Annotated in this window: 20 protein-coding genes; 8 read left to right on the top strand and 12 right to left on the bottom strand. The window is 72.3% G+C overall.

The window, feature by feature from the left end; translation table 11 throughout:
* Nucleotides 1–572: 572 nt before the first annotated feature.
* Nucleotides 573–3,026 (bottom strand): helicase C-terminal domain-containing protein, encoded by a 2,454-nt coding sequence (locus OG538_RS15705; protein WP_406094067.1) that lies wholly within the window; start codon nt 3,024–3,026, stop codon nt 573–575.
* 75 nt (nt 3,027–3,101) lie between these two features.
* On the opposite strand from OG538_RS15705, the gene OG538_RS15700 reads away from it, so the two are divergent.
* A complete protein-coding gene (locus OG538_RS15700) occupies nt 3,102–4,154 on the top strand; it encodes a hypothetical protein (protein WP_406094065.1) in 1,053 nt (350 codons plus the stop codon).
* Nucleotides 4,155–4,822: 668 nt separating this feature from the next.
* Here the strand turns inward: OG538_RS15700 and OG538_RS15695 are convergent.
* Genes OG538_RS15695 through OG538_RS15685 form a run of 3 tightly spaced genes read right to left on the bottom strand, consistent with a single transcriptional unit; the run spans nt 4,823 to nt 7,730 of the window.
* Nucleotides 4,823–5,656 (bottom strand): ABC transporter ATP-binding protein, encoded by an 834-nt coding sequence (locus tag OG538_RS15695; RefSeq protein ID WP_406094063.1) that lies wholly within the window; start codon nt 5,654–5,656, stop codon nt 4,823–4,825.
* Nucleotides 5,653–6,723, bottom strand: a complete 1,071-nt coding sequence (locus tag OG538_RS15690) for a FecCD family ABC transporter permease (RefSeq protein ID WP_406094061.1) — start codon at nt 6,721–6,723, stop codon at nt 5,653–5,655. The genes OG538_RS15695 and OG538_RS15690 overlap by 4 nt, the downstream gene beginning before the upstream one ends.
* Nucleotides 6,720–7,730 (bottom strand): FecCD family ABC transporter permease, encoded by a 1,011-nt coding sequence (locus tag OG538_RS15685; protein WP_406094059.1) that lies wholly within the window; start codon nt 7,728–7,730, stop codon nt 6,720–6,722. Before OG538_RS15685 ends, OG538_RS15690 begins: the two co-directional genes overlap by 4 nt.
* Before the next feature lie 124 nt (nt 7,731–7,854).
* Here OG538_RS15685 and OG538_RS15680 point away from each other — a divergent pair, with 124 nt between their 5' ends.
* The gene (locus OG538_RS15680; protein ID WP_406094057.1) at nt 7,855–8,469 is read left to right on the top strand and encodes an HAD family hydrolase; all 615 of its coding nucleotides are present in this window, start codon (nt 7,855–7,857) and stop codon (nt 8,467–8,469) included.
* A gap of 87 nt (nt 8,470–8,556) precedes the next feature.
* Here OG538_RS15680 and OG538_RS15675 read toward each other — a convergent pair whose 3' ends face one another.
* Nucleotides 8,557–10,239: an ISAzo13 family transposase gene (locus tag OG538_RS15675; RefSeq protein ID WP_406091731.1), complete on the bottom strand. Its 1,683-nt coding sequence runs from the start codon at nt 10,237–10,239 to the stop codon at nt 8,557–8,559.
* Nucleotides 10,240–10,483: 244 nt separating this feature from the next.
* Here OG538_RS15675 and OG538_RS15670 point away from each other — a divergent pair, with 244 nt between their 5' ends.
* The gene (locus OG538_RS15670) at nt 10,484–11,194 is read left to right on the top strand and encodes a TetR/AcrR family transcriptional regulator (RefSeq protein ID WP_406094055.1); all 711 of its coding nucleotides are present in this window, start codon (nt 10,484–10,486) and stop codon (nt 11,192–11,194) included.
* A gap of 43 nt (nt 11,195–11,237) precedes the next feature.
* Here OG538_RS15670 and OG538_RS15665 read toward each other — a convergent pair whose 3' ends face one another.
* Nucleotides 11,238–11,462: a hypothetical protein gene (locus tag OG538_RS15665; protein WP_406094053.1), complete on the bottom strand. Its 225-nt coding sequence runs from the start codon at nt 11,460–11,462 to the stop codon at nt 11,238–11,240.
* A 211-nt stretch (nt 11,463–11,673) separates the two neighbouring features.
* Here OG538_RS15665 and OG538_RS15660 point away from each other — a divergent pair, with 211 nt between their 5' ends.
* Entirely contained in the window at nt 11,674–12,057 is a 384-nt protein-coding gene (locus OG538_RS15660; protein WP_406094051.1) for a cold-shock protein, read from the top strand.
* Nucleotides 12,058–12,075: 18 nt separating this feature from the next.
* On the opposite strand, the gene OG538_RS15655 is transcribed toward OG538_RS15660, so the two are convergent.
* From OG538_RS15655 to OG538_RS15640, 4 genes are read right to left on the bottom strand one after another with little or no spacing between them, the layout of a single operon-like run.
* Nucleotides 12,076–12,942, bottom strand: coding sequence for a 1,4-dihydroxy-6-naphthoate synthase (locus tag OG538_RS15655; protein WP_406094049.1), 867 nt, complete (start codon nt 12,940–12,942; stop codon nt 12,076–12,078).
* Nucleotides 12,932–13,636: a futalosine hydrolase gene (locus OG538_RS15650; protein WP_406094047.1), complete on the bottom strand. Its 705-nt coding sequence runs from the start codon at nt 13,634–13,636 to the stop codon at nt 12,932–12,934. The genes OG538_RS15655 and OG538_RS15650 overlap by 11 nt, the downstream gene beginning before the upstream one ends.
* A 29-nt stretch (nt 13,637–13,665) precedes the next feature.
* Nucleotides 13,666–14,145 (bottom strand): DUF2771 domain-containing protein, encoded by a 480-nt coding sequence (locus OG538_RS15645; protein ID WP_406094045.1) that lies wholly within the window; start codon nt 14,143–14,145, stop codon nt 13,666–13,668.
* A 27-nt stretch (nt 14,146–14,172) separates the two neighbouring features.
* Nucleotides 14,173–15,609 (bottom strand): MFS transporter, encoded by a 1,437-nt coding sequence (locus tag OG538_RS15640; protein ID WP_406094043.1) that lies wholly within the window; start codon nt 15,607–15,609, stop codon nt 14,173–14,175.
* 419 nt (nt 15,610–16,028) lie between these two features.
* Here OG538_RS15640 and OG538_RS15635 point away from each other — a divergent pair, with 419 nt between their 5' ends.
* From OG538_RS15635 to OG538_RS15620, 4 genes are all read left to right on the top strand, one after another.
* Nucleotides 16,029–16,955 carry a DUF3027 domain-containing protein gene (locus OG538_RS15635; RefSeq protein ID WP_406094041.1) on the top strand — a complete coding sequence of 309 codons (927 nt, stop codon included), beginning with the start codon at nt 16,029–16,031 and terminating at the stop codon, nt 16,953–16,955.
* A gap of 640 nt (nt 16,956–17,595) precedes the next feature.
* Nucleotides 17,596–20,802, top strand: coding sequence for a sacsin N-terminal ATP-binding-like domain-containing protein (locus OG538_RS15630; RefSeq protein ID WP_406100165.1), 3,207 nt, complete (start codon nt 17,596–17,598; stop codon nt 20,800–20,802).
* Nucleotides 20,803–20,977: 175 nt separating this feature from the next.
* Complete coding sequence (locus OG538_RS15625; protein WP_406094039.1) at nt 20,978–21,916, top strand: hypothetical protein; 939 nt, start codon at nt 20,978–20,980, stop codon at nt 21,914–21,916.
* Between the two features lie 206 nt (nt 21,917–22,122).
* The gene (locus tag OG538_RS15620) at nt 22,123–22,863 is read left to right on the top strand and encodes a calcium-binding protein (RefSeq protein WP_406094037.1); all 741 of its coding nucleotides are present in this window, start codon (nt 22,123–22,125) and stop codon (nt 22,861–22,863) included.
* A 27-nt stretch (nt 22,864–22,890) separates the two neighbouring features.
* Here the strand turns inward: OG538_RS15620 and OG538_RS15615 are convergent, their stop codons facing one another.
* The gene (locus tag OG538_RS15615; protein WP_406094035.1) at nt 22,891–25,377 is read right to left on the bottom strand and encodes an HAD-IC family P-type ATPase; all 2,487 of its coding nucleotides are present in this window, start codon (nt 25,375–25,377) and stop codon (nt 22,891–22,893) included.
* Nucleotides 25,378–25,564: 187 nt separating this feature from the next.
* The gene (locus OG538_RS15610) at nt 25,565–25,852 is read right to left on the bottom strand and encodes a DUF2530 domain-containing protein (protein ID WP_406094033.1); all 288 of its coding nucleotides are present in this window, start codon (nt 25,850–25,852) and stop codon (nt 25,565–25,567) included.
* Nucleotides 25,853–25,893 lie beyond the last annotated feature (41 nt).

Here is a 25,893-nt window from a genome sequence, read left to right as displayed (position 1 = left end):
TCCCTGCGGGGTGCGCCCCGTCCGGGGTGCGGGGTTCCGTCCTCAATCGCCGGACGGGCTTGAGTGGTGCGGGTTGCTCCGCGGGGTGCGCCACGTCGGGTGGGTGGGGGTGGTGCCCCTCCGGGCAGACTCCTCAAAAATGGCGTGTGCACCCGACGACGCGGAGGACCCGGGTCGTACGCCATTTTTTGCGGGGACTGCCCTGCACGGCCCCACCCTGCATCACTCGCGTGTGCACACCGGCCGTACGACTGTCGCAGACGCAGGGCGGCCGGGTCCGGGGCCGTGCAGGGGAGTCCCCGCAGGACGACGAACATCGACCCGGGTCCGCTGCGTACCCGCGGAACGTTCGTCGTTCGAGGAGACGCCCCGGAGGGGCCACGGACCCCCACCACCGGGCCGAAGCGCCCCTACGGGGCACCCGCACCCCACCAAGCCCGTCCGGCGATTGAGGACGGAACCCCGCACCCCGGGACCCCGCGCGCCCGCCCGGCCGAGGGCCCCGCCCCGCAGGCGCACCCGCCCGTCCGGCGATTGAGGACGGAACCCCGGAGCACGGCGGCGGCGCAGCGTCAGGTCTGGTCGTCCGCGAGTTCCGCCACGCCCGTGATCCGGTGCAACGGATACGTGCGGACCTCGTCCGCCGTGTGGTCGTAGGCCGTCACGTAGCCGCCCTCGACGCGGACCGGGGCGATCACCCGCTGGCTGGCCGCGCCCTCCGCGTTGACGTAGCCGATCCAGATTGCGGAGCCCGTCATCGCCGCGGCCTGGACGGTGACCAGGGTCTCGGCGGAGGTCGTACGGGGCAGGGTGCCTGCCGCGGAGGACGCGGGGCCGGTGTCCTTGTGGACGACCGTCGCCGCCGTGTCCCCGGCCCGGATCGCCCGGACCGCCGCACCGAGGAGCGTGGGGTCGGGGACCGGAGGGCCCTCGGGTACGGGGACGGGGGCCGTGCGGGGCGGCGTACGGACGGCACCCGCGCGGGTGATCAGGACGTCGCCGTCGGCGGACTCCGCGGCAGGCGCGTATCCCATCTCGCGGAGGCCGTCGAGGAGGGACGCCGGGTCGACGTGGGCGGCGAGGGCCGTCGGGGCGAGCCGGCGCAGCCGCAGCGTGGCCGAGCGCTTGTCGGCGAGGATCTCGTTGAGGACGGCCTCGTCGTCGCAGCGGACGTACGAGGAGGCGGCCCCGATCCGCAGATGACCGTGGCGGCGGGCCACGTCGTCGATGAGGTAGCTGAGGGGCTGCGGCACCGGTGTACGGCTGTGCGCGGCGAGGAAGGCGTGCAGGTCGGCGGCGGACTGCCCGGCGTCCAGGGCGCGGCGCACCGAGCCGGGGGTGAAGCGGTAGACCGTCGCGCCGCCCTTGGATTCGATGTCCGCGAGGGCGGCGAGCATGTCCGCGAGGGGGCGTTCCAGCGGGCCGGGGGCCACGGCTGTCAGGTCGGCCTGCAGCAGGACGTGGTCGAGCGGCTCCGGGATGAGCGGGGCGAGCCGGGCGGCGGCCTCGACGGGCCCGACGGAGAGCAGGGCGCGGGTCTGCGAGGCGAGGGCGCCACGGCCGGTGATGCCGAGGAGCTCCGACTCGTTCAGCGTCCACAGGGCGATCCGGGACCGCAGGTCGGTGGTGTCCCCGGCCGAGGTGGAGGCGCCCCGCAGGGGGCGCTCCCAGCGGAGCCGGGAGAGCAGGGACTCCGGGTCCGGGGCGGTGCCGGGCGGCAGCGCGGCGAGCAGGGCCAGGACCCGGTGGCGGACCTCGGGTGCGGCGGAGCGGTCCAGTTCGGGGCCGAGCGTGGACAGGGCGCGGCCCTTCGCGTCCTGGCCGCCGACCAGGCCGGAGGTGCGGGTGGCGGCGAGCCAGGCCGAGGCGAGCTCCACCCAGCGGTCCTGGGCGGACAGTTCCGTCCAGTCGTCGTACGCGGGAGTCGGCGCGTAGCGTTCGTCCGCCTCGCCGTCGGAGGCCAGCAGTCCGGCCGCGTAGGCGAGTTCGATCCAGAACGCCGCGACGGGTTCCGGCACGTCCAGCACCGCGGCGGTCTTCTTCAGCTCGCGGACGCTGAGACCGCCGGCCCGCAGTATGGCGGGGCCGCCGCCGTTCCAGCTCTTGAGCAACTCCTCGACGGTCGAGACCGCGAGGAACGCCTGACCGGCGGCGGCGCTGTCCACAGCCTGTGGATCACGTTCGGCCACGGCGACGACGGCGGGCGGCTGCGGTTCGGGCACGCGGTGGGCGCGACCGGCGCGCAGGTGCAGCGCGGCCTCACGCGGCAGGACGACGGTGCGGGTCGACACGGGCAGCAGCAGCCCGCGGTCGCGCAGCCATTTCACGGGCGGGGTGGGGTTCGGGGTCACCTCGCCGTACGGCGGGCCCCAGACCAGCCGGTCCAGCACCGACAGCGCCTCCACCGGTGCGGTGTCGAGGAGTTCGCCCATCCGGGTGCGGTCGGTGAACAGCGCGGACAGCGCGCCCACCGCGGAGACCGGGTCATGGGTGGCGGGCAGCCCCGCCGCCGTCAGGATCTCCTGGAGCCGGCCCGGCGACATGCCGGCGGTGGCCTCGGCGACGGTCGGCCCCAGACCGGTGGGGGAGGGGTGCTGCGGGGACGGCGACAGCAGTTCTCGGGCAGTGCGCACCAGGCGCAGCCGGTCGTTCTCGCCCCAGACGAGAGCCTGTTCGCGCAGGGTGGCGAGGGCATCGGGCAGCGCGGACACGATCGCGGCGCCCGCGTCGTCGCGGTGCTCCCCGTCGTCCCGCCCGTCGCCGGTGAGCAGGCCGAGCAGGATGTCGTACGGGGCGGGGTCGGGTGCGACCGCCAGCGCCTCGGCGGTCTGCAGGGCGAAGCGGTCGAGGTGTTCCAGGGCGCGGACGACGGAGGCACGGGTGCCGGCGCGTGTCGCGAGCTGGGTGATGTCGCCGGGCACGGGGGTGAGGAGATCGGGCCGGGCACGCAGCAGCCCGGCCAGTGACTCGTCGTCCCGGGCGCGCAGAGCCTCGGCGAGCGTCCGCGGTGGTGTGGTCATCCCCATCCGTCCCACGGTAGTCGCTCCGGACAGGCCCGAGGGCGCTACCGTCGGTGCAGGGCCGTAGAGGGGAACCATCGCGTGGGGATCGAGAGCGACCAGCTGGTCTACGACTACCTGAGCCGGGTCGGAGACCTGGCGCAGCAGCAACAGCTGTCCTCGGGCACCCGGATGAGGCTCGTGTCGGCGCTGCGGGGCGAGATCGACCGGCAGCGCGTGGCGCAGGCCGCGGACACTCCCGGGGCGGTGCGCCGCATCATCGGCAAGCTCGGGACCCCGGACGAACTCGTCGCTGCGGCGGCCCTGTCGGCCGACGGGACGCCCCCGTTGCCGCAGGAGCCCGAGCGGGTCGGCACGCAGGATGCGGGCATCCCGCGCCCGCGCCGGGCGAGGCTCCGGAAAGACAGTTCACGCAAGGGCGCGTCGGAAGCGCGGGAGGCCTCGCGGACCCCGCCACGGCCGGCACCGTCCCCGCCGCACCGGGCGGGTTCGGACGAACTCGGCCCGTCCGGGGACGACACGGACTGGTGGAGTGTCGCGCCGGGCCGGTTCGGCGACTCCGGTGAGTTCGGCGCAGGGACCGACGTACCGGGCTTCCGGGGCGGGGTGGAGATCCCGGCGGTCCTGAGGCCCCCGGCGGGGGATGACGACGCGTACGAGGACGACGAGGAAGCCGAGCAGGACGAGGAGCACGAGGAGGAGGCCGAGACTCCGCGCCGGCGACGAAGGCTGCCGCGGCTGCGCCGCGCACGCGACCGTGAGGACGTCGCTCGCCGCGGATTCGCGCACCCCGGACTGCTGCTTCCCGCGGCACTGCTGGTGGCCGGAGCGGTGATGGACCCCCCGCAGGCCCTGCTGCCCCTCGCAGGTGGCTGGCTGCTCGCGTACAACTCCCGCAAGTTGTCGCGTACGGAGGCGAAGTGGGTGGCGATGTGGCTGCCGGGGGTCGTCGCGGCGGGTGCCCTGGTCTGGTTGTGGGGCCGGATGGACGGCCGGTGGGGCGCGCCCATCGCGGAGGGGCAGATGAGCCCCGCGATCGGCGACACCTGGCCGTGGGTGGTGCGGGGCGCTGCCCTGGCCTCGGCGCTCTACCTGGCATGGCGCGCGCGGGGCCCTCGGCCGGGCGGGCGCTGAGGGGTCCGTGCGGGTGCCCCTGCGGGGCGGGGCCCTCGGCCGGGCGGGCGCGTGGGGTTCCGGGGTCCCGGGGTGGGGGGTTCCGTCCTCAATCGCCGGACGGGCTTGGTGGGGTGCGGGTACCCCGCAGGGGCGCTTTGGCCTGGTGGTGGGGGTCCGTGGCCCCTCCGGGGCGTCTCCGCAGACGACGAACGTTCGGCGGGTACGCAGCGGACCCGGGTCGATGTTCGTCGTCCTGCGGGGACTCCCCTGCACGGCCCCGGACCCGGCCGCCGTGCGTCTGCGACAGTCGTACGGCCGGTGTGCACACGCGAGTGATGCAGGGTGGGGCCGTGCAGGGCAGTCCCCGCAGAAAATGGCGTACGACCCGGGTCCCCCGCGTGACCGGGTGCACACGCCATTTTTGAGGAGTCTGCCCGGAGGGGCACCACCCCCACCCACCCGACGTGGCGCACCCCGCGGAGCAACCCGCACCACTCAAGCCCGTCCGGCGATTGAGGACGGACCCCCGCACCCGGACAACGGCGCACCCCGCGGAGCGACCCGCACCACTCAAGCCCGTCCGGCGATTGAGGACGGAACCCCGCACCCGGACAACGGCGCACCCCGCAGGGAACCCGCACCCCGCAGGGAACCCGCACCCCGCAGGGACCCGCCGGGTCCCCCGGCTACGGCCTCCACGGCGCGCCCGGTACGACGAGCGGTGAGCCCGTCACCGGGTCGGGGACGATCACGGCTTCGAGGCCGAAGACCTCGCGTACGAGCTCGGCGGTGACGACGTCCTCCGGGTGGCCCTCGGCGACGATCCGGCCCGCCTTCATGGCGACCAGGTGGTCGGCGTACCGCGCGGCCTGGTTGAGGTCGTGCAGCACCGTCACCACGGTCCGGCCGCGGGTGCCGTCGGCGGCGGGGGCGGCGAGCCGGCGGACCAGGTCGAGGACCTCCACCTGGTGGGCGATGTCGAGGTACGTCGTCGGCTCGTCGAGCAGCAGCAGATCGGTGTCCTGGGCGAGGGCCATCGCGATCCAGACGCGCTGGCGCTGTCCGCCGGAGAGCTCGTCCACCGAACGGGAGCCGAGCGCGGTGATGTCGGTGCGCTCCATCGCCTCGGTCACTGCCCGTTCGTCCTCCTGGGACCACTGCTGCCACCAGTGCTGGTGGGGCTGGCGGCCGCGGGCGACGAGGTCGGTGACGGTGATCGCCTCGGGGGCCACCGGGGTCTGCGGGAGCAGCCCGATCGACTGGGCGATCTTCTTCGTGGGGATCTTCGACAGCTCGGTGCCGTCCAGGAGCACCGCCCCGCCGCGCGGCTTGAGGAGCCGGCCGAGGGCGCGCAGGGTCGTCGACTTGCCGCAGGCGTTCGGCCCGACGATGACGGTGACCTTCCCGTCGGGGACGGCGAGGTCCAGCTCGTGGACGACGGTGCGGTCCTCGTACGCGAGGGTCAGCTCGCGCACCGTCAGCCGGCTGGTCGCGGTGTCCTGCTGCCGGGTCGTGGTCATGCGTTTCCTCCCGAGCGGCCACCGTGACCGCGGATGATCAGCCAGATCAGATACGGGGCGCCGACCGCCGCCGTCAGGACGCCCACCGGTAGTTCGGTGGGGGAGAAGAGCTTGCGCGCCAGCAGGTCCGCGAAGACGACGATCACCGCGCCGAGCAGTGCCGAACAGAGCAGGGGGATCTGTGCGGTCCGGGTCATGCGGCGGGCGATCTGCGGGGCGAGCAGCGCGACGAAGTCGACCGGACCTGCCGTGCCCGTGGCCACGGAAGCCAGGATCACGCCGAGTGCGACGAGCCCCAGCCGCACCCGCCCGAGCCTGACCCCGAGCGCGGTGGCCGTGTCGTCGTCCATGGACACCGTCCGCTGGGCGCGGGCGGCCCACAGGACGGCGGGCAGCAGGATCAGGAGGGTCCAGCCGATGGGTGCGGCCTCGTCGTAGCCGCGGCCGTTGAGCGAACCGGTCATCCAGATCTGGGCCTGCTGGGCGACGAGGTAGTCGCCCTTGGTCAGGAACAGGGTGGTGAGCGAGCGCAGGGCGATCGCGAAGCCGATGCCGATGAGGACGAAGCGGGTGGCGTGCAGCCCGCCGCGCCACGCGAAGGCGTGGACGAGTGCCGCGGCCGCGACCCCGCCGATCACCGACAGGTACGGCAGCACGGTGTACGAGGTGATGCCGAACGTCATCGCGCCGACCGTGAGCGCGCTCGCGCCCTGGCTGATGCCGATGATGTCGGGGCTCGCGAGGGGGTTGCGGGCCACGGTCTGGATCAGCGCGCCGGCGATCCCGAAGGCGAGGCCGACGAGCAGCCCGACGACCATGCGCGGCAGCCGCAGTGTGCCCACGACGAGTTCGTCGGCGGAGGGCCGCCCCATGATCACGTTCAGGACCTCGGACGGGGCGACGAAGCTCTCGCCGACGCAGAGGTACGCGACGCAGACGACGGCGAGCAGCACGACGAGTGACGCGGCTACGAGCGCGGCCCGGCGGTGCAGCAGGAAGCGTCCGCGCGCCCCTGTCGTCACGAGGCTGTACCCGGCGGGCCGCACGGCGGCCGTCGGCGCGCTCATGCGGGCACCGCCTTCCGGCGCACCAGAGTGACCAGGAACGGCACCCCGATCAGGGCCGTCATGACCCCGGCGGGCACCTCGCTCGGCGGGAAGAGGATCCGGCCGACGACATCGGAGACGAGCAGCATCACGGGTCCGATCAGGGCGGCCATCGGGAGCACCCAGCGGTGGTCGGTGCCGACGACGGCGCGGGCGATGTGCGGCACGGCGAGACCGATGAACGCGATCGGCCCGGCGGCGGCGACGCCGGCCCCGGTGAGGACGGTGGCACCGATGCCGCCGACGATCCGTACGGTCGCGATCTTCTGTCCGAGGCCCTTCGCCATGTCCTCGCCGAGCGCGAGCGCGTCGAGGCCCCGGGCGACGCAGAGCACGAGGATCGTGCCCAGCAGCAGGAACGGCCAGATCTGCTGGGCCACGTCGGCCTCGCGGCCGGCGATCGAGCCGACCTGCCAGAACCGGAACTCGTCCAGCGCGGATGCCTTCGTGGTCAGTACGGCCGTCATCACGGACACCAGCAGCGCGTTGATCGCGGCGCCACCGAGCGCGAGCTTCACCGGGGTGGCGCCGCCGCGCCCGCTGGAGGCGACGGCGTACACGGCGACGGACGCGACAGCCGCCCCCACGAAGGCGAACCAGACGTATCCGGTGAGCGTGTGGATCCCCGCGTACGCGATGGCGAGCACCACCCCGACGGAAGCGCCCTGGCTGATGCCGAGGATGCCGGGGTCGGCGATGGGGTTGCGCGTGATGCCCTGGAGCACCGTGCCGGCGAGGGCGAGTGAGGCGCCGACCATCAGGCCGATCAGGGTGCGGGGCACCCGCATGTTCCGGATGACCTCGGCGGCGTCGGAGTGCCCGCCGTGCAGGAGGGCGTCGATCACCTCGGTCGGGGGTATGGAGCGCGCCCCGACGGCGAGGCTGAGCAGTACGGCTATCAGCAGCGCCACAACGGCCGCCGCCGTCGCGAGAGCGCGTCTGGAGCGGCGTGGTGCGGCGGCTGGCATCGGACCCCATCGACAAGCGAGACAAAGCGAAGCAAAGTAAGGCTTGGCTAAGTCTAAGGGCCGTCCGTGGGGCGCTGTTCGGCGGAGTACCGGGGCCGGTGGCGGGCTCGGCACAATGGGCGCCATGGCTACGCACACACTGACGGTCGGCTTCGACCTCGACATGACGCTCATCGACTCCCGGCCCGGCATCAAGGCCGCCTTCCTGGAGCTCGCCGCCGAGACGGGGGCGTTCATCGACACCGATCTGGTGGTGAGCCGACTGGGGCCGCCGCTGGAGCAGGAGATCGCGCACTGGTTCCCGGCCGCCGATGTGGCCGCGGTCGCCGACCGCTACCGCGAGATCTATCCCACGTACGCGATCGGTCCCTCGCTCGCCCTGCCCGGAGCGAGGGAGTCGGTTGCCGCGATACGTGCCCTGGGCGGCCGGACGATGGTCGTCACCGCCAAGTACGAACCGAACGCGAAACTCCACCTGACCCACCTGGGCATCGAACCCGACGTGATCGTCGGCGGCCTCTGGGCCGAGGCGAAGGCGGAGGCGCTGCGCGAGCACGGGGCGTCGGTGTACGTCGGCGACCACACGGGCGACGTACGTGGCGCGCAGGCGGCGAACGCCTTCTCGGTGGGTGTGTCGACGGGCCCGTGCGACGAGGCGGAGCTGCGCGCGGCGGGGGCGGATGTCGTCCTGGCGTCCCTCACGGAGTTCCCGGCGTGGCTGGAGACGTACACGGCGTAGCACGCCCGCATCGTGCCGGCCGGCCGGTTCCCCGCGGAGTCCGGATGCCGTCGGGAGTCGTTACAGCTGCTTAGGGCTTGCCGGGAATCAACACGTCGGTTTGATCTTGTTTTTGTCGAGGTCGAGGAATCTCGCGATGTCAGTCGGCGTGCGGAAGCGGGCGGTCGAGGCAGGGATGTGAACTCCGTGGGCTTCCAGGAGCGGGCGGACTTCTTTCGCCGCGCGGCTGATGGTCATGGCGGTGGTGTTGAAGAGCTGGCCCAGGAGGTCCATGGTCGCGAGTTTTCGCAGGTGGAGCACGGTGGCCAGGACTCGGTCGGCTGGGGTGAGCTTGGGTTTGGCTCCTGTGCCAGGGGCCACCAGGCGTTGGTGGCCTCTGCGGGTGCGGAGCACTTGCTCGCGTTGAATCTCCATCGCTGGAGTCAGCACGTCGATGAGTTCGTTGAGCTGCCGGCGGGTCATCCCGGTCAGTTCCGGGTCCTGTAGCGAACGCTGCGTGAGGCGGGCCGGTCCGTCCGCCAGGGCCTCGTCCTGTGTGCTGGTGGTGGTCGCCGTGTCCGTCGGGCGCTGGGGGTGGAGGGTGTAGTTCCAGTCGCCGTGGAAGCGGTGGCGGGTGATGGGCAGGGCGGCGATCTCGTCGTCGCTGACGCGGATGCCGGTGGGGTACTCACCGCTGTCGAGTTCGGCCTGGACGGTGAGGCCGGTGCGGCTGGTGGTCGCGGCGATGGTCTGGAGCATGACTTCGTGGCTGGTCAGGGGCCTGCCTCGCCAGTTCATGGTGATGTGGGAGAACAGCCGGTGCTCGATCTTGTTCCACTTCGAGGTGCCGGGCGGCAGGTGGCACACCGTGATCTCAAGGCCGGTCTCGGCGGCGAGATCGGCGAGCTGGGTCTTCCAGCCCCGGGTGCGGTAGCCGTTGGAGCCGCCACCGTCTGCGGTGATCAGCAGTCGGCGGGCGCCGGGGTAGTCGTGCCGGCCGACCGCCTGCCACCAGCGGCGGATCGAGGCGACGGCGAATGCCGCAGTGTCGTGATCGGTGCCGATGCTGACCCAGCCGGTGTTCGCCGTCATGTCGTAGATTCCGTATGGAATTGCCTTCTCGGCCTGGCCGGGGAAGTCGTGCGTCTTGACCCTCACGGGCTGTCCTGCGGGCTGCCATTCGTGCCCGGCGTTCTTGTAGTCGCCGATCAGCTCCTTCTTCTTGCTGTCCACGCTGATCACCGGGTCACCGGCGTCCCTGTGATCTCGTGCCTGCTCGTTGAGGTAGCGGAACTGGGCATCTCTGTCGGGGTGCTGGGCACCTTCAATGGTCTTGGCGTTGGCCTGCAGGCTGAAGCCTTCCTCCCGCAGCAGGCCGGCGACGGTGTCGGCGGAGACCCGGTGCCCCTGGCGGGTGAGCTCTGCCGCCAGTTTCCGGGTCGACTTCGTCGTCCAACGCAGCGGCGACATCGGGTCGCCCCGCTCGTCGGGCTCGACCAGCGCCAGCAGTGCCGGCCGCAGCCCAGAGTCCAGCTCGGCCGCCTTCTTCCGCCCTCCGCCGGGATGGCGCACCCGCCCCAACGGGGCCTGACCGGAGTCCAGTTCAGCCGCCCCACGCGAGACCGTGGCCTCCCGGACCCCGGCTGCAGCGGCGACGATCCTGATGCCGCCATGCCCCAGCGACAGTGCTTCCGCCCCTATGGCCAGCCGACGCTGACGCTCGTCCAGATGCGGCAACAACACCTGGAACTTCGCCGCCAGAACGGCCTCGATCCCCTCCGGTCTCCCCATACCAGACCAACGAGCCCCACAGCTGGAAGCCACGACTTGTTTCCCGGCAAGCCCTTACTTCTACGAGAGGTGGTAGCTGTGGTTACGGGTGAGCATCTCTGGTGGAGGTGTTGGCTGCCGTGCGTCGTAGTCAGCGATGCCCGCCCTGTGTTGGCCTCAGGCCGAGGCGGTGAGGCAGAGGAACGGAAGTTACGATGACTCGCACAGGTGAGATGGTATGCGCGGCACGCATGGAGGAACGGCGATGACGACCGGTGGACCGAGGGCCAGGTACCGGGAGCAGACCCGCGCGGAGATCAAGGAGATCGCTCTGCGGCAGCTGGCGCAGGGGGGCATCGCGGCGGTCGCCCTCACCCGCATTGCCAAGGAGCTCGAGCTCTCCGGCCCCGCCCTGTACCGCTACTTCGCCAACCGGGACGACCTGCTCGGCTCCCTGATCGGCGACGCGTACCAGGATCTCGCCGCGGCCATCGGGCAGGCCGCGCAGGGGTCCGCGAAGTTCACCCCGCGTCATCGGCTGCTGTCCCTGGCCGGCGCCCATCGGGCGTGGGCCGTGGCGCAGCCCCACCGCTACCTGCTGATCGCCGGAACCCCGCTGCCCGGCTACAGCGCCCCGCCCGAGACGCTCGCACAGGCACGCGCGGCGCTCGGGCCGTTCCTGCCGCTCTTCGCGGAAGCGCAGCCCGACCCCGCAGTGCTGTCCGTCGTCCAGCAGATGGATACCTGGGCAGGCCAGGACCAGACGGTGGCCGAGTGGGTTGCGCAGTACCTCGGCACGTCGCGCGGCACGGACGAAGTGGGCCGCGCCCTGGCCGGGGCCGTCATGGCGTGGACCCGCATCCACGGCGTGGTGAGCCTGGAAGTCGAAGGGCTGTACACCGGCATGGGCCACCAGCCGCAGACGCTGCTGGAGGCGGAGATGAACACCCTCGCCGACACCTTCCGGCTCGGCTGACCGTCGCGCGGACCGTCCCGGGTGCGGCCCCGGGTGCGGCGCGCTACGGCTTCGGCGACCCTGCCCGCACGGAGCGGACCACGCCTGCCGCGGCGATCAGGAAGCCGACGCCCATCAGCATGCAGAGGGACCAGGCGATGGACGGCAGCGGATGGGTGCCCAGAAAGAGGGGGGCCATCGTGGCGAGGGTCGAGAGGGCGCCGACGAAGAAGACGATCGCGCCGATGCGGACCAGTCGGTCGCCTGCGCCGGAAGAAGGAGTGCTCACCCCGTCAGGGTAGTTCCCGATGGCGGCGAACCGCCCCCGGGCGCCCGCGGGCCGGGGCAGGTGCCGTTTCCGGACAGAGTCCGGATGACCAGGCTTGACGAGGGGTACTTCCCCTGTGGAGGCTTCTGCCAGCAGGGGAAGCACGACCACTGGACGGCCTGACCTGCTGAGGGCTTGGTTCCGGCATACGGGTTGAGATGGGGTGCGTGCTTTGCCGACTGGCAAGGTCAAGTGGTTCAACAGTGAGAAGGGCTTCGGCTTCCTCTCCCGCGACGACGGCAGTGACGTCTTCGTGCACTCGTCCGTGCTCCCCGACGGAGTCGACGCACTCAAGCCCGGCCAGCGCGTCGAGTTCGGCGTCGTCGCCGGACAACGCGGTGACCAGGCACTTTCCGTGGTGATCCTCGACCCCACCCCGTCCGTCGCGGCCGCCCAGCGCCGCAAGCCGGACGAGCTGGCGTCGATCGTGCAGGATCTGACGACCGTTCTGGAGAACATCACGCCGATGCTGGAGCGCGGCCGCTACCCCGACAAGGCGTCCGGCGCGAAGATCGCCGGCCTGCTGCGCGCGGTCGCGGACCAGCTCGACGTGTAGGGCCTCCGGGCAACGAGCTCAGGCGAACGACAGCGCGTCCGGGCCGAGGGGCGGAACCAGTCCCTCGGCCGCGGCGCGCGTCAGCAGGCCGCGGATCGCCGCGTAGCCGTCCTCGCCCAGGTCGGCGGTGAACTCGTTCACGTACAGACCGATGTGCTGGTCGGCGACGGACGGGTCCATCTCCTGCGCGTGCTCCAGGACGTAGGGGCGTGAGGTCTCCGGGTCGTCCCACGCCATCCGGACCGACGTGCGCACCGAATCGGCGAGCAGCTTCAGCGTGTCCGCGCCCAGGGAGCGCTTGGCGATGATCGCCCCGAGCGGGATCGGCAGCCCGGTCGTCTCCTCCCAGTGGCGGCCCATGTCGGCGAGGTTGTGCAGGCCGTAGTTCTGGTACGTGAAGCGCGCCTCGTGGATGACGAGACCGGCATCGACCTTGCCGTCCCGCACCGCCGGCATGATCTCGTCGAACGGCATGACGGCGATCTCGCCGACCCCGCCGGGCACGACCTCTGCCGCCCAGAGGCGGAACAGCAGGTACGCGGTGGAGCGCTCGCTCGGGACGGCGACGGTCTTGCCCGTCAGATCCGTGCCCGGCTCCTTCGTGAGGACGAGCGGCCCGCAGCCCCGGCCCAGCGCGCCGCCGCACGGCAGCAGCGCGTACTCCTGAAGGACCCAGGGCAGCACCGCGTACGACACCTTGAGCACGTCCAGTTCACCGCGCTCGGCCATGCCGTTGGTGATGTCGATGTCGGCGAAGGTGACGTCGAGGGCGGGCGCGTCGGGGACCCGTCCGTGCGCCCAGGCGTCGAAGACGAACGTGTCGTTCGGGCACGGCGAGAAGGCGATCCGCAGCGGGTCGGGAGTCGACAGCGGGTCAGGAGTCATGTCGGTCATGGTGGATCCAGCCTTCCAGTACGGGGGTGAGCTTCCCGAACGCCCCGGTGAGCGCGGCCAGCGCGTCGCCGATGCGCCAGGCGTCGCGGTCGCGCGGACCGACGGCGTTCGAGACGGCCCTGATCTCCAGGACGGGGAGGCCGGTCAGGGTGGCCGCCTCCGCCACCCCGAAGCCCTCCATGGCCTCGGCCACGGCACCGGGGTGTGCGGCGAGGAGGGCGGCGGCGCGTTCGGCGCTGCCGGTCACGGTGGAGACGGTGAGGACGTCGCCGGTCACGGCACGGGTCGCGGCGGCCGCGGCCTTCACCAGCGAGCGGGGCGGGACGTGCCAGATCCGGCCGAAGCCCAGTTCGGTGACGGGCACGAAGCCGGCGGGGGTCTCGGCGCCCAGGTCGGCCGCGCCGAGGCGGCCGGCCACGACGAGGGAGCCGACCGGCGCGGTTCCGGCGAACCCGCCGCCGATGCCGGCCGAGATCACCAGGTCGTAGCGGTCCGAGGCGAGGGCGAACGCGGTGGAGGCGGCCGCGGCGGCCGGTCCCACGCCGCCCGCGAGGACGTCGTAGGGGCCCGCGCGGTGGATCTCCGCGCCCGGCACCCGGCGCACGGAGACCTCGCCATCGGCCCCGGACGCACGCGTGACCGCGTCCCGTTCCACCGGGACAGCGGTCACGACAAGCACACGCACGGGGGGAGTCCTCCGAGGTCAGGAGGGGATCAGTCGGTCTTCTTGAGCTCGAAGTGCCAGATGCCGGTCAGCTGCTTGCCCTTGGTCTCCACGATGCTGATCTGGGTCTGCTTCGTGGTCTCGCCGGTCTGGCTGGAGAAGAAGGCGCTGCCCGGGATGGACCGGTAGGTCTTCTTGTACGGCTCCTGCTCGGCCTGCTGGCCGTTGATGAAGAGGGTCCAGCCGTTGTCCGCGACTTCGGGGTCGACGCCGAAGCGGACCTTGTCGTCCATCGCGACCTTGACGGTCTTCTCCGCCTTCTTGTTGAGGCAGCCCTGGATCTCGGATTCCTTGAGGGCCTTGCCGTCGTTGTAGCAGGACGCCTCGGTACTCACCGAGTTGTCGCCGACCGTCACGGTGGCGAGCGGAGTCGGCTTGTCGCAGGCGGAGAGGACAAGGAGTCCCGCGGACACGGCACCAAGAGCGACGCCGATTCGACGGCCCTTACCGGAGAAGAACGCAACGGTCATGGGCCGAAGGCTATCGGTCGCTCCGGCTCACGCCACGCGGGGGTGCGGCGAGCCGCGCCGCGCGGCGCCCAGCAGGCCCCGTACGGACGCGGCGGCGCCCAGCGCGAGAAGACCCGCGGCGACGGACATGCCCAGTACTCCGTTGAGGGGGAGGGCGATCCCGATCGCCCCTCCGGCCACCCAGGCCATCTGGAGCAGCGTCTCCGAGCGGGCGAAGGCGGACGTCCGCACCTCCTCCGGTACGTCCCGCTGGATCATCGCGTCCAGCGACAGCTTCGACAGCGCCTGGGTGAAGCCCGCCGTGGCCGCGAGCGCGGCGACCATGACCGTGCTGAAGAAGGCGGCGGCCAGCACCGCGACACCCAGGGCCAGGCCCAGTACCGAGGCGATGATGATCTCGGGGCCGCGGGCCCTGAGCCAGGAGCCGACCGCGGTCCCCAGCGCGTTGCCGACACCGGCCGCCACGCCGACGATGCCGAGCGAGATCGCGGCGCTCTGCCCGGCCAGTGGGTGCTCGCGCAGCAGGAACGCCAGGAAGAAGATCAGGAAGCCGGAGAGGGCCCGGTGCGAGGCGTTGGCCTGGAGGCCGTGCAGGACGGACGGGCCGACGGAGCGCAACCCGGGCCGCTTCTCGCCGTTCTTCTCCTTCGCCTTCGCCGGCTTCTTCCCGTCCTTGGGCGGGGCGGTCTTCCGCAGCGGTTCGGGCCGGGCGGCCCCCTCGCCGTGCGGCGGCACCAGATGCGCCTTACGCTCGCCCTTCGCCGAGTCCACCTTGGGCGGCAGCGTGAAGGCGAGGACGGCGCCGCCGACGAAGATCGCGCACGCGCCGTAGAGCGGCCACGGCGGCCCGATGGTCTGGAGCCCCGCCCCGATGGGAGCGGCGGCGCCGGTCGCCAGGAGGCCGGCGAGAGTGACCCGCGAATTGGCCTTCACGAGCGAGAAACGGGGTGGCAGCAGCCGGGGTACGACGGCGCTGCGCACCACTCCGTACGCCTTAGAGCACACGAGCACGCCCAGAGCGGCCGGATACAGCTCCAGCCCGCCGGTGGCGACCGCCCCCGACATGGTGAGCGCCAGCACGGCCCGGGCCAGCATGGAGCCGGCCATCGCCGCGCGGCGCCCGTGCGGAAGGTGGTCCAGAAGCGGTCCGATGACCGGGGCGAGGAGGATGAACGGCGCCATGGTGACGGCGAGGTACAGCGCGACCCGGCCGCGGGCCTGGTCCGTCGGTACGGAGAAGAACACGGTCGACGCGAGTGCGACGGTGATCATCACATCGCCCGCGCCGTTCACCGCGTGCAGTTCGATCAGCTTGCCGAGGCCCGACTCACCGGCCCCGTGGGCGTGTGTCGCCTTCCGAATGCCTCGTGCGGTTCCGGTGAACGGGGAGTGGAGGGCATGACCGATCGACCGGCCCGTCCTCCGGAGCGGGCCGACTTCGTCGTGGGACCTGGCAGAAGCCACTTGGTCATAGTGCCCCAGTCCCCGGCATCACGAACCGAGATCGGGGCGGGGCGCGGTGCGTACCGCCCCGTCGGGTCAGTGATCGGCCAGGTCGCAGGGGGTGCGGTGGGGCGGATCGGGGTGGCCGGAGTGCGCTCTTCCCACGGAACACGACGTCGGATACGACGTCGTTTGGGACGGGCAGGTGGGCGGGGAGCGGCGGAGAGGGTAGCGTGCCTAGCGCGCCACCGGCGGTTGTTCTTGGCCGCGCGCCTCTCGGCGATCCCGCAGAATGGATCGAAGAAGGTGCGCCCGAGGCAGGCACAACGGGTGTGGACGTCGACGCGGCCCCCAGGTCCGCTCCGCCCGCAACCGTATGGCCGAAATCGATGGATGTGCTGGCGCGCTCGTGAGACTGGCGTAGGAGAGAAGCGAGACCTGTGAGTGCTGCGACGACGCGAAGCCGTACGGCCCGTACCCCCGTTCCCGACCGCCTGTGCGCCGAGGCCGTAGACCTCGCCCGCGCGGCGGCCGAGGAAGCGGCCGCGCCAGGGGTTGTGGGTGAGCATGTGGCCGTGGTCCCCGAGGGGGACCGGGTCGTCACGCACTACTTCGAGTGCACGGACCCGGCCTACCGGGGCTGGCGCTGGGCGGTGACGGTCGCCAGGGCCTCCCGCGCGAAGAACGTCACCCTCGACGAGACGGTCCTGCTGCCGGGCACCGACGCGCTCCTCGCGCCGGAGTGGGTGCCGTGGAGCGAGCGGCTGCGGCCGGGTGACATGGGGCCGGGCGATCTGCTGCCCACCGAGGCGGACGACCTGCGCCTGGAGCCGGGCTACAGCGGCGAGGACGAGCTGCCGCCGAACTCCGCCGTCTCGGGCGAGCTGGCCGATCTCGTCGAGTCGGAGGACGCGGAACTGACGACGCGCCCGGAGCCGCCGCGCCGTGGGTCGATCGCGGCGGTCGCGGACGAGCTGGGCATGCGGCGTGCGCGGGTGCTGTCCCGGTACGGGCTGCACGCGGCGGCCGACCGCTGGGACGAGGGATTCGGCGCGAAGACGCCGATGGCGCAGGCGGCCCCGGCGACGTGTGTGTCGTGTGCCTTCCTGGTGCCGCTCGCGGGTTCGCTGAAGCAGGCCTTCGGGGTGTGCGCGAACGAGTTCGGCCCGGCGGACGGGCACGTGGTGTCCCTGTCGTACGGATGCGGTGGCCATTCGGAGGCCGCGGTGATGCCGAAGCCGCCGAAGCCGGCGCCGCACGCACTGGACACGATGCAGGTGGACGAGTACCCGCTGCGTCCGGCGCGGGATTCCGGCTCCGTACCGGTGGAGACGGACGGGCAGTCGGAGGACCTCGGCCACTCCTGACGCTTGGGCCGCGGGGCCCTCGGCCGGGCGGGCGCGTGGGGTTCCGGGGTCCCGGGGTGGGGGGTTCCGTCCTCAATCGCCGGACGGGCTTGGTGGGGTGCGGGTGCCCCGTAGGGGCGCTTTGGCCTGGTGGTGGGGGTCCGTGGCCCCTCCGGGGCGTCTCCTCAGACGACGAACGTTCGGCGGGTACGCAGCGGACCCGGGTCGATGTTCGTCGTCCTGCGGGGACTCCCCTGCACGGCCCCGGACCCGGCCGCCGTGCGTCTGCGGCAGTCGTATGGCGTGTGTGCAGACGCACGGTCCTGGACCGGCCGTCGTGCGTCTGCGGCAGTCGTACGGCTGGTGTGCACTCGCGAGTGATGCAGGGTGGGGCCGTGCAGGGCAGTCCCCGCAAGAAATGGCGTACGACCCGGGTCCTCCGCGTCGTCGGGTGCACACGCCATTTTTGAGGAGTCTGCCCGGAGGGGCACCACCCCCACCCACCCGACGTGGCGCACCCCGCGGAGCGACCCGCACCCGCACTCAAGCCCGTCCGGCGATTGAGGACGGAACCCCGCGCCCCGGATGGGGCGCACACTGGGCAGCGCGGAGAACGCGCAACTGGAGCACGGACAACGGACGAGGGAGTCACAGCGTGAGCATCATGGCGACCGAGGGGGCCGACCCATTCGGAACCGCGCGGCTGCGGCGCGGAGTGCTCGACGCCTGGGGCGCCGGCCCGGCCCGCTTCCGTGAGGATGCCAACGCCGAGGAGGACCTCGCCCTCGGGGGCTACCGCGACCGCCTCGTCGTCGAGCTGGCCCAGAACGCCGCCGACGCCGCAGCCCGCGCCCACGTGCCCGGCCGGCTCCGGCTGACCCTGCACCCGGCGACCGAGGTCGCCCCCGCCGTCCTCGCCGCCGCGAACACCGGCGCACCCCTGGACGCCACCGGCGTGGAGTCGCTGTCCACCCTGCGGGCCTCCGCGAAGCGAGAGGGCCACGAGGGGGCCGTCGGCAGGTTCGGCGTCGGGTTCGCCGCCGTACTCGCGGTGAGCGACGAACCGGCCGTGGTCGGGCGGCACGGCGGCGTGCGCTGGTCCCTCGCCGAGGCCCGCGACCTCGCCCGGGAGGCGGCTGTCGGCAGCCCCGGCCTCGGGGACGAGCTGCGCCGCCGCGACGGCCACGTACCGCTGCTGCGGCTCCCGCTGCCCGCCGAGGGCTCCGCCCCCGACGGGTACGACACGGTCGTCGTCCTGCCGCTGCGCGACGGCGTCGCGGAGGACCTGGTCGGCCGGCTGCTCGACGCCGTGGACGACGCCCTGCTCCTCACGCTGGCCGGCCTCGACGAGATCGTCATCGAAACCCCGGACTCCGTAAGGACGTTGCGCCGTTCGCAGCACGGCCCGTACACGCACATCGAGGACTCCGCGCACGGCACGAACCGCTGGCGCACCGTCTACCGCCACGGCCCCGTCGAGCCCGCCCTGCTCGCCGACCGCCCGCTGGAGGAACGGCTGCGCCCGCACTGGTCGGTGACCTGGGCCGTCCCTGTGGACGCGGAGGGCGCCCCCGTCCACCCCCGTACCTCACCCGTCGTGCACGCCCCGACGCCCACCGACGAACCGCTCGGCATTCCCGCGCTGCTCATCGCCTCGCTGCCCCTGGACACCACCCGCCGGCACCCCGCGCCCGGACCCCTCACCGACTTCCTGGTGCAGCGCGCGGCCGACGCGTACACGGAACTGCTCGCCGACTGGCAGCCGGTGACCGTCGCCACCATCGGGCTCGTGCCCGGACCGCTGGGCAAGGGCGAGCTGGACGGCGCGTTGCGGGGCGCCGTGCTGGAGCGGCTGCCGCGGGTCGCGTTCCTGGAGCCGGCCGCGCCGCGCGATCCCGCCGCCGAGCCCGACCGGTGGGACGACTGGGACGCGGGGACGGAGAGCGCCCGCAAGGCCACCACCGCGCTGCGGCCCATCGAGGCCGAGGTACTGGAGGGGGTCGGCGCCGAGACGGTCGCGGTGTTGGCCGAGGTGTTGCCGTGCCTGCTGCCCGCCGGTCTTGAGCGCCGCAGCGAACTGCGGACGCTGGGCGTCGCCCGCGTACCGCTGACGGAGGCGATCGACCGGCTCGCGGGCCTGGAGCGCGACCCCGGCTGGTGGCGGCGGCTCTACGACAGCCTGGCCGGTGTCGATCCGGACCGGCTGTCCGGGCTTCCGGTGCCGCTGGCCGGGACGGCGTCCCAGGGGCCGGATCCCGACGCCCCGGCCGTGCCGCGTACGACGATCGGCCCCCGGCAGATCCTGCTCCCGCTGCCCGACGCGCTGACCGGCCCGGTGCTGGACCGGCTCGGCCGGCTCGGGCTGAAGGTCGCACATCCGGATGCCGCGCATCCGCTCCTGGAGAAGCTGGGCGCCCTGCCCGCCACCCCGCGAGCCGTGCTGACGACCCCGCAGGTGCGGGCCGCCGTCGCCGGTTCGCTGGAGGCGGGCGAGATCTGGGACGAGGACGCGCTGGACGGCGACGAGCTCGTGGAGACCGTCCTCACCCTGGTCCGGGACGCCGACCTGATGCCCGGCGAGGAGCCCTGGCTGGGAGCGCTCGCCCTGCCCGACGAGGACGGCGAGCTCGCACCGGCCGGCGAACTGGTGCTGCCCGGCAGTCCGTTCGCCGCCGTCATGCGTGAGGGTGAACTCGCGCACTGCGACGCGGACCTGGCCGCCCGCTGGGGCGAACAGCCACTCACCGCCTGCGGGGTGCTCGCCACGTTCGCCCTCGTCCGGGCCACCGACGTGGTGCTGGACCCGGACGAACTGGAGCCCCGCGACAGCGACTTCGCCGAACCCGACGACGCCGGGCTGCTCGACGCCGTCGACGTGTGGTGCGAGGACATCCTGGACCAGCTCCCGGACACCCCCGTACCGCCGGTCGCCACCGAGATCGTCGCCGTCCGCGACCTGGACCTCGTCGACGACGACGCCTGGCCCCAGGCGCTCGCCCTCCTGGCCAAGCCGCCGCTGCGGGACGCGCTGACCCAGCCGGTGCGCGTGCTCCTCCCGGACGGCACGACGCAGTCCGTACGCCCGTACACCGCCTGGTGGCTGCGCGACCACCCCGTGCTGGACGGCCGCCGCCCGGCCGGTCTGCGCGCCCATGGCGGCGATCCCCGGCTGGCGGGGCTGTACGACGCCGCCGACGCGTCCGGCTTCGACGACGCGCAGGTGCTGCGCGCCCTCGGTGTGCGTACCTCGGTCGCCGCCCTGCTGGACGAGCCCGGCGGTGCGGCCGAACTCCTCGGCCGGCTCGCGGACGAGGACCGCCCGGTCGGTCCCGTACAGCTGCACTCCCTGTACACCGCGCTGGCCGACCTCGACCCGGAGCAGGTCACCCTGCCGGACGAGCTGCGGGCCGTGGTCGACGGCGAGGTGCGGGTGGTCGACGCGGCGGACGCGGTGATCGCGGACGCCCCCGATCTGCTGCCGCTGACCGAGGGGGTCGCACTCCTGCCCGTCGCCCCGGCGAGCGCGGCGGAGCTGGCCGAGCTGTTCCAGGTGCGGCGGCTCGGCGAGAGCGTCGAGGCGGAGGTGACGTCCGAGGGCGAGGAGCACCAGGTCCCGGAGCCGGTCCGGATCCTGCTCGGCCCCGGTACCCCGGACTCGTACGTCGAGCACGGCGAACTCCGTGCGGGGGGCGTCGAACTGGACTGGCGCCGCGCCCCGGACGGCGTCGTTCACGCTTCGACCCTGGAGGGCGTCGCCGCGGGTCTGGCCTGGGCGGCGGGTCAGTGGCCCCGCCGTTTCGAGGTCGCGGCCCTGCTGGAGGACCCGTCCCGCACCGAGGAGTTGGCCCGGGACCGCTGGTTCGACTGAGAGCCGGGACGGCGGCGGGCGGATCGCGGGGAGAATTCACCAATCTTTTCCAAAGCCCGTACAACCGTTCCCATGTAGCGGTGGTCTTGTCTGCGGAGCCATCAGGCTCCACAGATACGTGTGGTCCGCGAGCGGGCAACCGCCTGCGGACTCCATCTCCACTTGGGGAACGCATATGCGCATTCGTGCCACCGTCGCCGCTGTCAGCGGTGCCCTGGCCCTTTCCGCCCTCGCTCTCCCGACGGCCGCCCAGGCCGACGGCGCGCAGGGCTCGACCGGGAGCATCGCCGACGTCGCGCGCGCGGCGCAGTCCGCCCCCGCGACGGACTCCGCGGCGAAGTTCGGCGCCCGCTCGGTCTCGCCCGCTTCGGAACCGGGCGAGCTCGACCTCACCTTCTCCAAGGTCGTCGTCAACGGCGGCAAGCCGATCGTGGTGGGCACCACGCTGACGAAGACCGTGACGACCACGTTCACCGTGACGCACGCCGCCGACGTGGACATCTTCGCCCCGGACTTCGCGGTCGACGTCTCGCTCTACCGCGGGTCGTTCGACACCCCGACGAACGAGCTGTACGGCGACGAGCCGCCCGTGTGCAAGGCCGTGTCCGCCACGGTCGCCACCTGCAAGGGCCAAATCTCCGTCTGGCCCCAGATCGACCTGCTCGGCAACAGCGACGCGACGAAGTGGGCGGCGGGCGGTTTCGCCGTCGACTACAACGGCGAGGACCCGGCCGACCCCGACCTGACCAAGATCGGCTTTGCCCTGCAGGGGAACGTGGGGTCCTCCAGCCTCCAGCGCGCCTCGAAGGTGACGGTCAACGCCGCCCCGGAGCCGGTGAAGAAGGGCAAGACCATCACGGTCACCGGCAAGCTGTCGCGGGCCAACTGGGAGGACTACCAGTACCACGGCTACACCGCACAGCCGGTCAAGCTGCAGTTCCTCAAGAAGGGCGGCACGGCCTGGTCGACGGTGAAGACCGCCACGACGAGCAGCCTCGGCACCCTGAAGGCCACGGTGACGGCCTCGGTCGACGGTTACTGGCGCTACAGCTTCGCCGGTACGGCCTCCACCCCGGCCACCAACTCCACGGGTGACTTCGTCGACGTGCAGTAAACAGGACACCTTCGGTGCGGGGTGGTCAGCGGCTTCTGTCCGGGCCGGCCGCCCCGCATCGGGGATCTTCACCGAATCTTCGAATCTCGTACAACCCTTCGTGCTGATCAGGTGTCTGGTCTGTTGAGTCAACGGACTCCATCGACAGATCGGCCCCAACCGGTGCGCTCGCGGACCGGAGGGCCCTTTCCCACGGGGAAACACACATGCGCATGCGCAGCTCTGCGGCCGTCGCTATCGGCGCCCTCGCCCTCACCGCCCTCGCCGTGCCGGCCGCCCAGGCCGACGGTCACGGCGGCGACACGGCCATCACCAAGGTCACGGTCAACGGTGGCAAGAACGTGGTGGTCGGAACGAGCCTGGTCAAGAAGTTCACCGTCTCGGTGACCGCCAAGGACGACTCCGGTATCGAGGGCGCCGACATAACCCTGTACGGACCGGCGTTCGGCATGTTCACGAGCACGGCCCACTGCTCCGGGAGCACCTGCACCGCGTCGTTCGCCGTCGACCCCAAGGTCGACCTGCCGTACTCCAACGACATCGCCGGCACCTGGTACGTCGACGCCTGGGTGGACGCCAAGGACGGCGACTACGTCTGGAAGGAGAAGGCCGCGTCCTTCAAGTTCCAGCGGGCGGCCTCGCAGACCGTCAACGCCGCCCCCGAGCCGGTGAAGAAGGGCAAGACCATCACGGTCACCGGCAAGCTGGCGCGGGCCAACTGGGACGACTTCAAGTACCACGGCTACACCAACCAGCCGGTCAAGCTGCAGTTCCTCAAGAAGGGCGGCACGGCCTGGACCACGGTGAAGACCGCCAAGACGAGCAGCATCGGCACCCTGAAGTCCACGGTCACGGCCTCGGTCGACGGCTACTGGCGCTACAGCTTCGCCGGCACGGCCTCCACTCCGGCCGTCAACTCCACGGGTGACTTCGTCGACGTGCAGTAACCCTCGCGCGGTGGGCCGGCGCTCCCCCTACACCGGGAAGCGGCGGCCCACCAGGCGCCAGGCGTACTCCAGGGCGGCCGAGGCCACCACGGCGATGCCGACCGCCATCCACGGCATCGGTGCCCCCACGAGCTTCAGGGCGAAGAAGTCCTGGAGCCACGGCACCGCGAGCACGATCAGGAACGCCAGGCCCATCGCCGCCACCAGGCAGATCCGCCACCAGGTGTAGGGGCGAGCGATGATCGCCAGGACCCACATCGAGACCAGGAACAGCGTGAGCGTCGCCGCGCTCGTCTCGGCGTCCAGCGCCCCCGTACCGGAGTAGTGGCTCCGGGCGATCAGGTAGGTCGCGAACGTGGCGGCGGCCGCGATGGTGCCCGATGGGATCGCGTACCTCATGACGCGGCGCACGAAGTGCGGATGTGCCCGCTCCTTGTTGGGCGCCAGGGCCAGGAAGAACGCCGGGACGCCGATCGTCAGCGTCGACAGCAGGGTCAGATGGCGGGGCAGGAACGGGTACTCGACCTGGAAGCAGACCACCAGGACGGCCAGCAGCACCGAGTACACGGTCTTCGTCAGGAACAGGGTGGCGACCCGGGTGATGTTGCCGATGACCCGGCGGCCCTCGGCGACGACGGACGGCAGCGTCGCGAAGCTGTTGTTCAGCAGCACGATCTGGGCGACCGCCCGGGTCGCCTCCGAGCCCGAGCCCATCGAGACACCGATGTCGGCGTCCTTGAGGGCGAGGACGTCGTTGACGCCGTCGCCCGTCATCGCGACGGTGTGGCCGCGGGACTGGAGCGCCGCGACCATGTTCCGCTTCTGCTGCGGGGTGACGCGGCCGAAGACCGCGTTCTCCTCCATGGCGGTGGCCATCGCGTCCGGGTCGGTCGGCAGCCTGCGCGCGTCCAGGGTGTGCTCGGCGCCCGGCAGCCCGAGCTTCGCCGCGACGGCGCCGACCGAGACGGCGTTGTCCCCGGAGATCACCTTCGTGGCGACCCGCTGGTCGGCGAAGTAGGCGAGTGTCTCCCCGGCGTCGGGCCGCAGCCGCTGCTCCAGGACGATCAGGGCGCTCGGTACGGCTCCGTCGGCGAGGTCCGGGCGGTCCAGCTCACCCCTCGCCCGGGCCAGCAGCAGCACCCGCAGGCCCTGCTCGTTGAGCTGCTCGATCTCGGCGAGGGCCGGGTCGGCTTCGGGCAGCAGCACGTCGGGGGCACCGAGCAACCAGGCCGACTCGCGCTCCGATCCCTCGTCGAACGCGGCACCGCTGTACTTGCGGGCCGAGGAGAACGGCAGCGCCTGCGTCACGCGCCAGCCCTGTCCGTCAGGGGCCGGGTAGGTGTCGATGATGGCCTGGAGGCTGGCGTTGGGGTGCGGGTCGGAGTTGCCGAAGGCTCCGAGGACGCGGTGCAGGTACGGCTCGTCCGTCCCGTTCAGCGCGCGGACCTCGGTGACGTCCATGCCGCCCTCGGTGAGGGTGCCGGTCTTGTCCAGGCAGACGACGTCGACCCGGGCCAGCCCCTCGATGGCGGGGAGCTCCTGCACCAGGCACTGCTTGCGCCCCAGCCGTACGACCCCGATCGCGAAGGCGACCGACGTGAGCAGGACCAGGCCCTCCGGGATCATCGGGACGATGCCGCCGACGGTCCGGGCGACCGAGTCCTTGAAGTTGTTGTCCTTGACGACGAGCTGGCTGATGATCAGCCCGATCGCGGTCGGGATCATCATCCAGGTGACGTACTTGAGGATGGTGGAGATGCCGCTGCGCAGCTCCGACTGGACCAGCGTGAAGCGGGACGCCTCCTCGGCGAGCTGCGCGGCGTAGGCCTCGCGGCCGACCTTGGTGGCGGCGAAGGCCCCTCCGCCGGCGACCACGAAGCTGCCGGACATGACGGGGTCGTCGGCTCGTTTCAGCACCGGGTCGGCCTCGCCGGTGAGCAGGGACTCGTCGATCTCCAGGCTGTCGGCCTCGGTGACCGTGCCGTCCACGATGACCTTGTCGCCGGGGCCGAGTTCGACGAGGTCGCCGAGGACGATCTCGGAGACGGAGACCTCGGCCGCCACTCCGTCCCGTCGCACCGTGGGTTTCGCCTCTCCGATGACCGCGAGGCTGTCCAGGGTCTTCTTGGCCCGCCACTCCTGCACGATGCCGATGCCGGTGTTGGCGATGATCACGAAGCCGAAGAGGCTGTCCTGGATCGGCGCGACGAACAGCATGATCACCCAGAGCACGCCGATGATCAGGTTGAACCGGGTCAAGACGTTGGCGCGGACGATCTCGGTCACGGACCGGGAGGAGCGCACCGGTACGTCGTTGACCTCGCCGCGGGCGATGCGCTCGGCGACCTCGGCCGCGGTCAGCCCGCGCCCGGCGGCGGCCGAGGCGGGCAGGTCCACCGGGTGGACGGGGTCGAGTTCGGAACCGGCGTCGATCTTCGCCGGCCGGCCGGCGCCGCCGGGTCCGGAGGAACCGGTCGGCTGTTCCCCGGAGGGGTCGAGTGCCCGCTGAGTCATGGTTCCGACGGTACGGGCGGAACGTCCGGTTCACCCACCGGGGGTCTGAAGATCAGACCGGGGGAGGAGGGGAATGGTCCCGCGGTCGTACGGGTCCGGCATCGGACGCCCGCGCTCGGACGGCGGCGCCCGGGCGGCGGCGCCCGGGGCGCCCGTGGGCGGTGCCCTCAGGTCGTGGCCGGTGTCCTCAGGCCGTGGCGCCGGGAGTGTCCCCGGAATCGGGCTGCGGGGCGGCGGCGGCCCGCTTGAGTGCCGCGTCGCGTCCCCGTACGTACCAGATGCCGATCAGTCCGAGCCCGGCGCCGGCGAGGCAGGTCCACACCCACCACAGGTGTCCGTGGTCGTCGAACCAGCCGTAGAAGGGCAGCTGGACCAGGAAGAGGACGAACCAGAGGATCGTGCCGCCGGTGATGGTCGCGACGACCGGCCCCTCCAGGGGCTCGGGTGCCTCGTGCTTCGGTGTCCACTTCGCCATGCGGCCAGTGTATGCGGCCCGCACATAAAGGCGTTCGAGCC

Source organism: Streptomyces sp. NBC_01013, assembly GCF_045162765.1.
Lineage (GTDB): Bacteria > Actinomycetota > Actinomycetes > Streptomycetales > Streptomycetaceae > Streptomyces.
The sequence above is the reverse complement of the archived record's forward strand: the minus strand, read 5'-3'. Positions and strand labels throughout refer to the sequence as shown.

What these genes read in the sequence shown, in the direction of transcription:
- OG538_RS15670 (WP_406094055.1), top strand. Translation starts at nt 10,484, where the DNA reads ATGACGACCGGTGGACCGAGGGCCAGGTACCGGGAGCAGACCCGCGCG.
- OG538_RS15625 (WP_406094039.1), top strand. Translation starts at nt 20,978, where the DNA reads ATGCGCATTCGTGCCACCGTCGCCGCTGTCAGCGGTGCCCTGGCCCTT.
- OG538_RS15675 (WP_406091731.1), bottom strand. Translation starts at nt 10,239, where the DNA reads ATGGGGAGACCGGAGGGGATCGAGGCCGTTCTGGCGGCGAAGTTCCAG.
- OG538_RS15705 (WP_406094067.1), bottom strand. Translation starts at nt 3,026, where the DNA reads ATGGGGATGACCACACCACCGCGGACGCTCGCCGAGGCTCTGCGCGCC.
- OG538_RS15655 (WP_406094049.1), bottom strand. Translation starts at nt 12,942, where the DNA reads ATGACTCCTGACCCGCTGTCGACTCCCGACCCGCTGCGGATCGCCTTC.
- OG538_RS15610 (WP_406094033.1), bottom strand. Translation starts at nt 25,852, where the DNA reads ATGGCGAAGTGGACACCGAAGCACGAGGCACCCGAGCCCCTGGAGGGG.
- OG538_RS15645 (WP_406094045.1), bottom strand. Translation starts at nt 14,145, where the DNA reads ATGACCGTTGCGTTCTTCTCCGGTAAGGGCCGTCGAATCGGCGTCGCT.
- OG538_RS15680 (WP_406094057.1), top strand. Translation starts at nt 7,855, where the DNA reads ATGGCTACGCACACACTGACGGTCGGCTTCGACCTCGACATGACGCTC.
- OG538_RS15620 (WP_406094037.1), top strand. Translation starts at nt 22,123, where the DNA reads ATGCGCATGCGCAGCTCTGCGGCCGTCGCTATCGGCGCCCTCGCCCTC.
- OG538_RS15685 (WP_406094059.1), bottom strand. Translation starts at nt 7,730, where the DNA reads ATGCCAGCCGCCGCACCACGCCGCTCCAGACGCGCTCTCGCGACGGCG.
- OG538_RS15615 (WP_406094035.1), bottom strand. Translation starts at nt 25,377, where the DNA reads ATGACTCAGCGGGCACTCGACCCCTCCGGGGAACAGCCGACCGGTTCC.
- OG538_RS15690 (WP_406094061.1), bottom strand. Translation starts at nt 6,723, where the DNA reads ATGAGCGCGCCGACGGCCGCCGTGCGGCCCGCCGGGTACAGCCTCGTG.
- OG538_RS15695 (WP_406094063.1), bottom strand. Translation starts at nt 5,656, where the DNA reads ATGACCACGACCCGGCAGCAGGACACCGCGACCAGCCGGCTGACGGTG.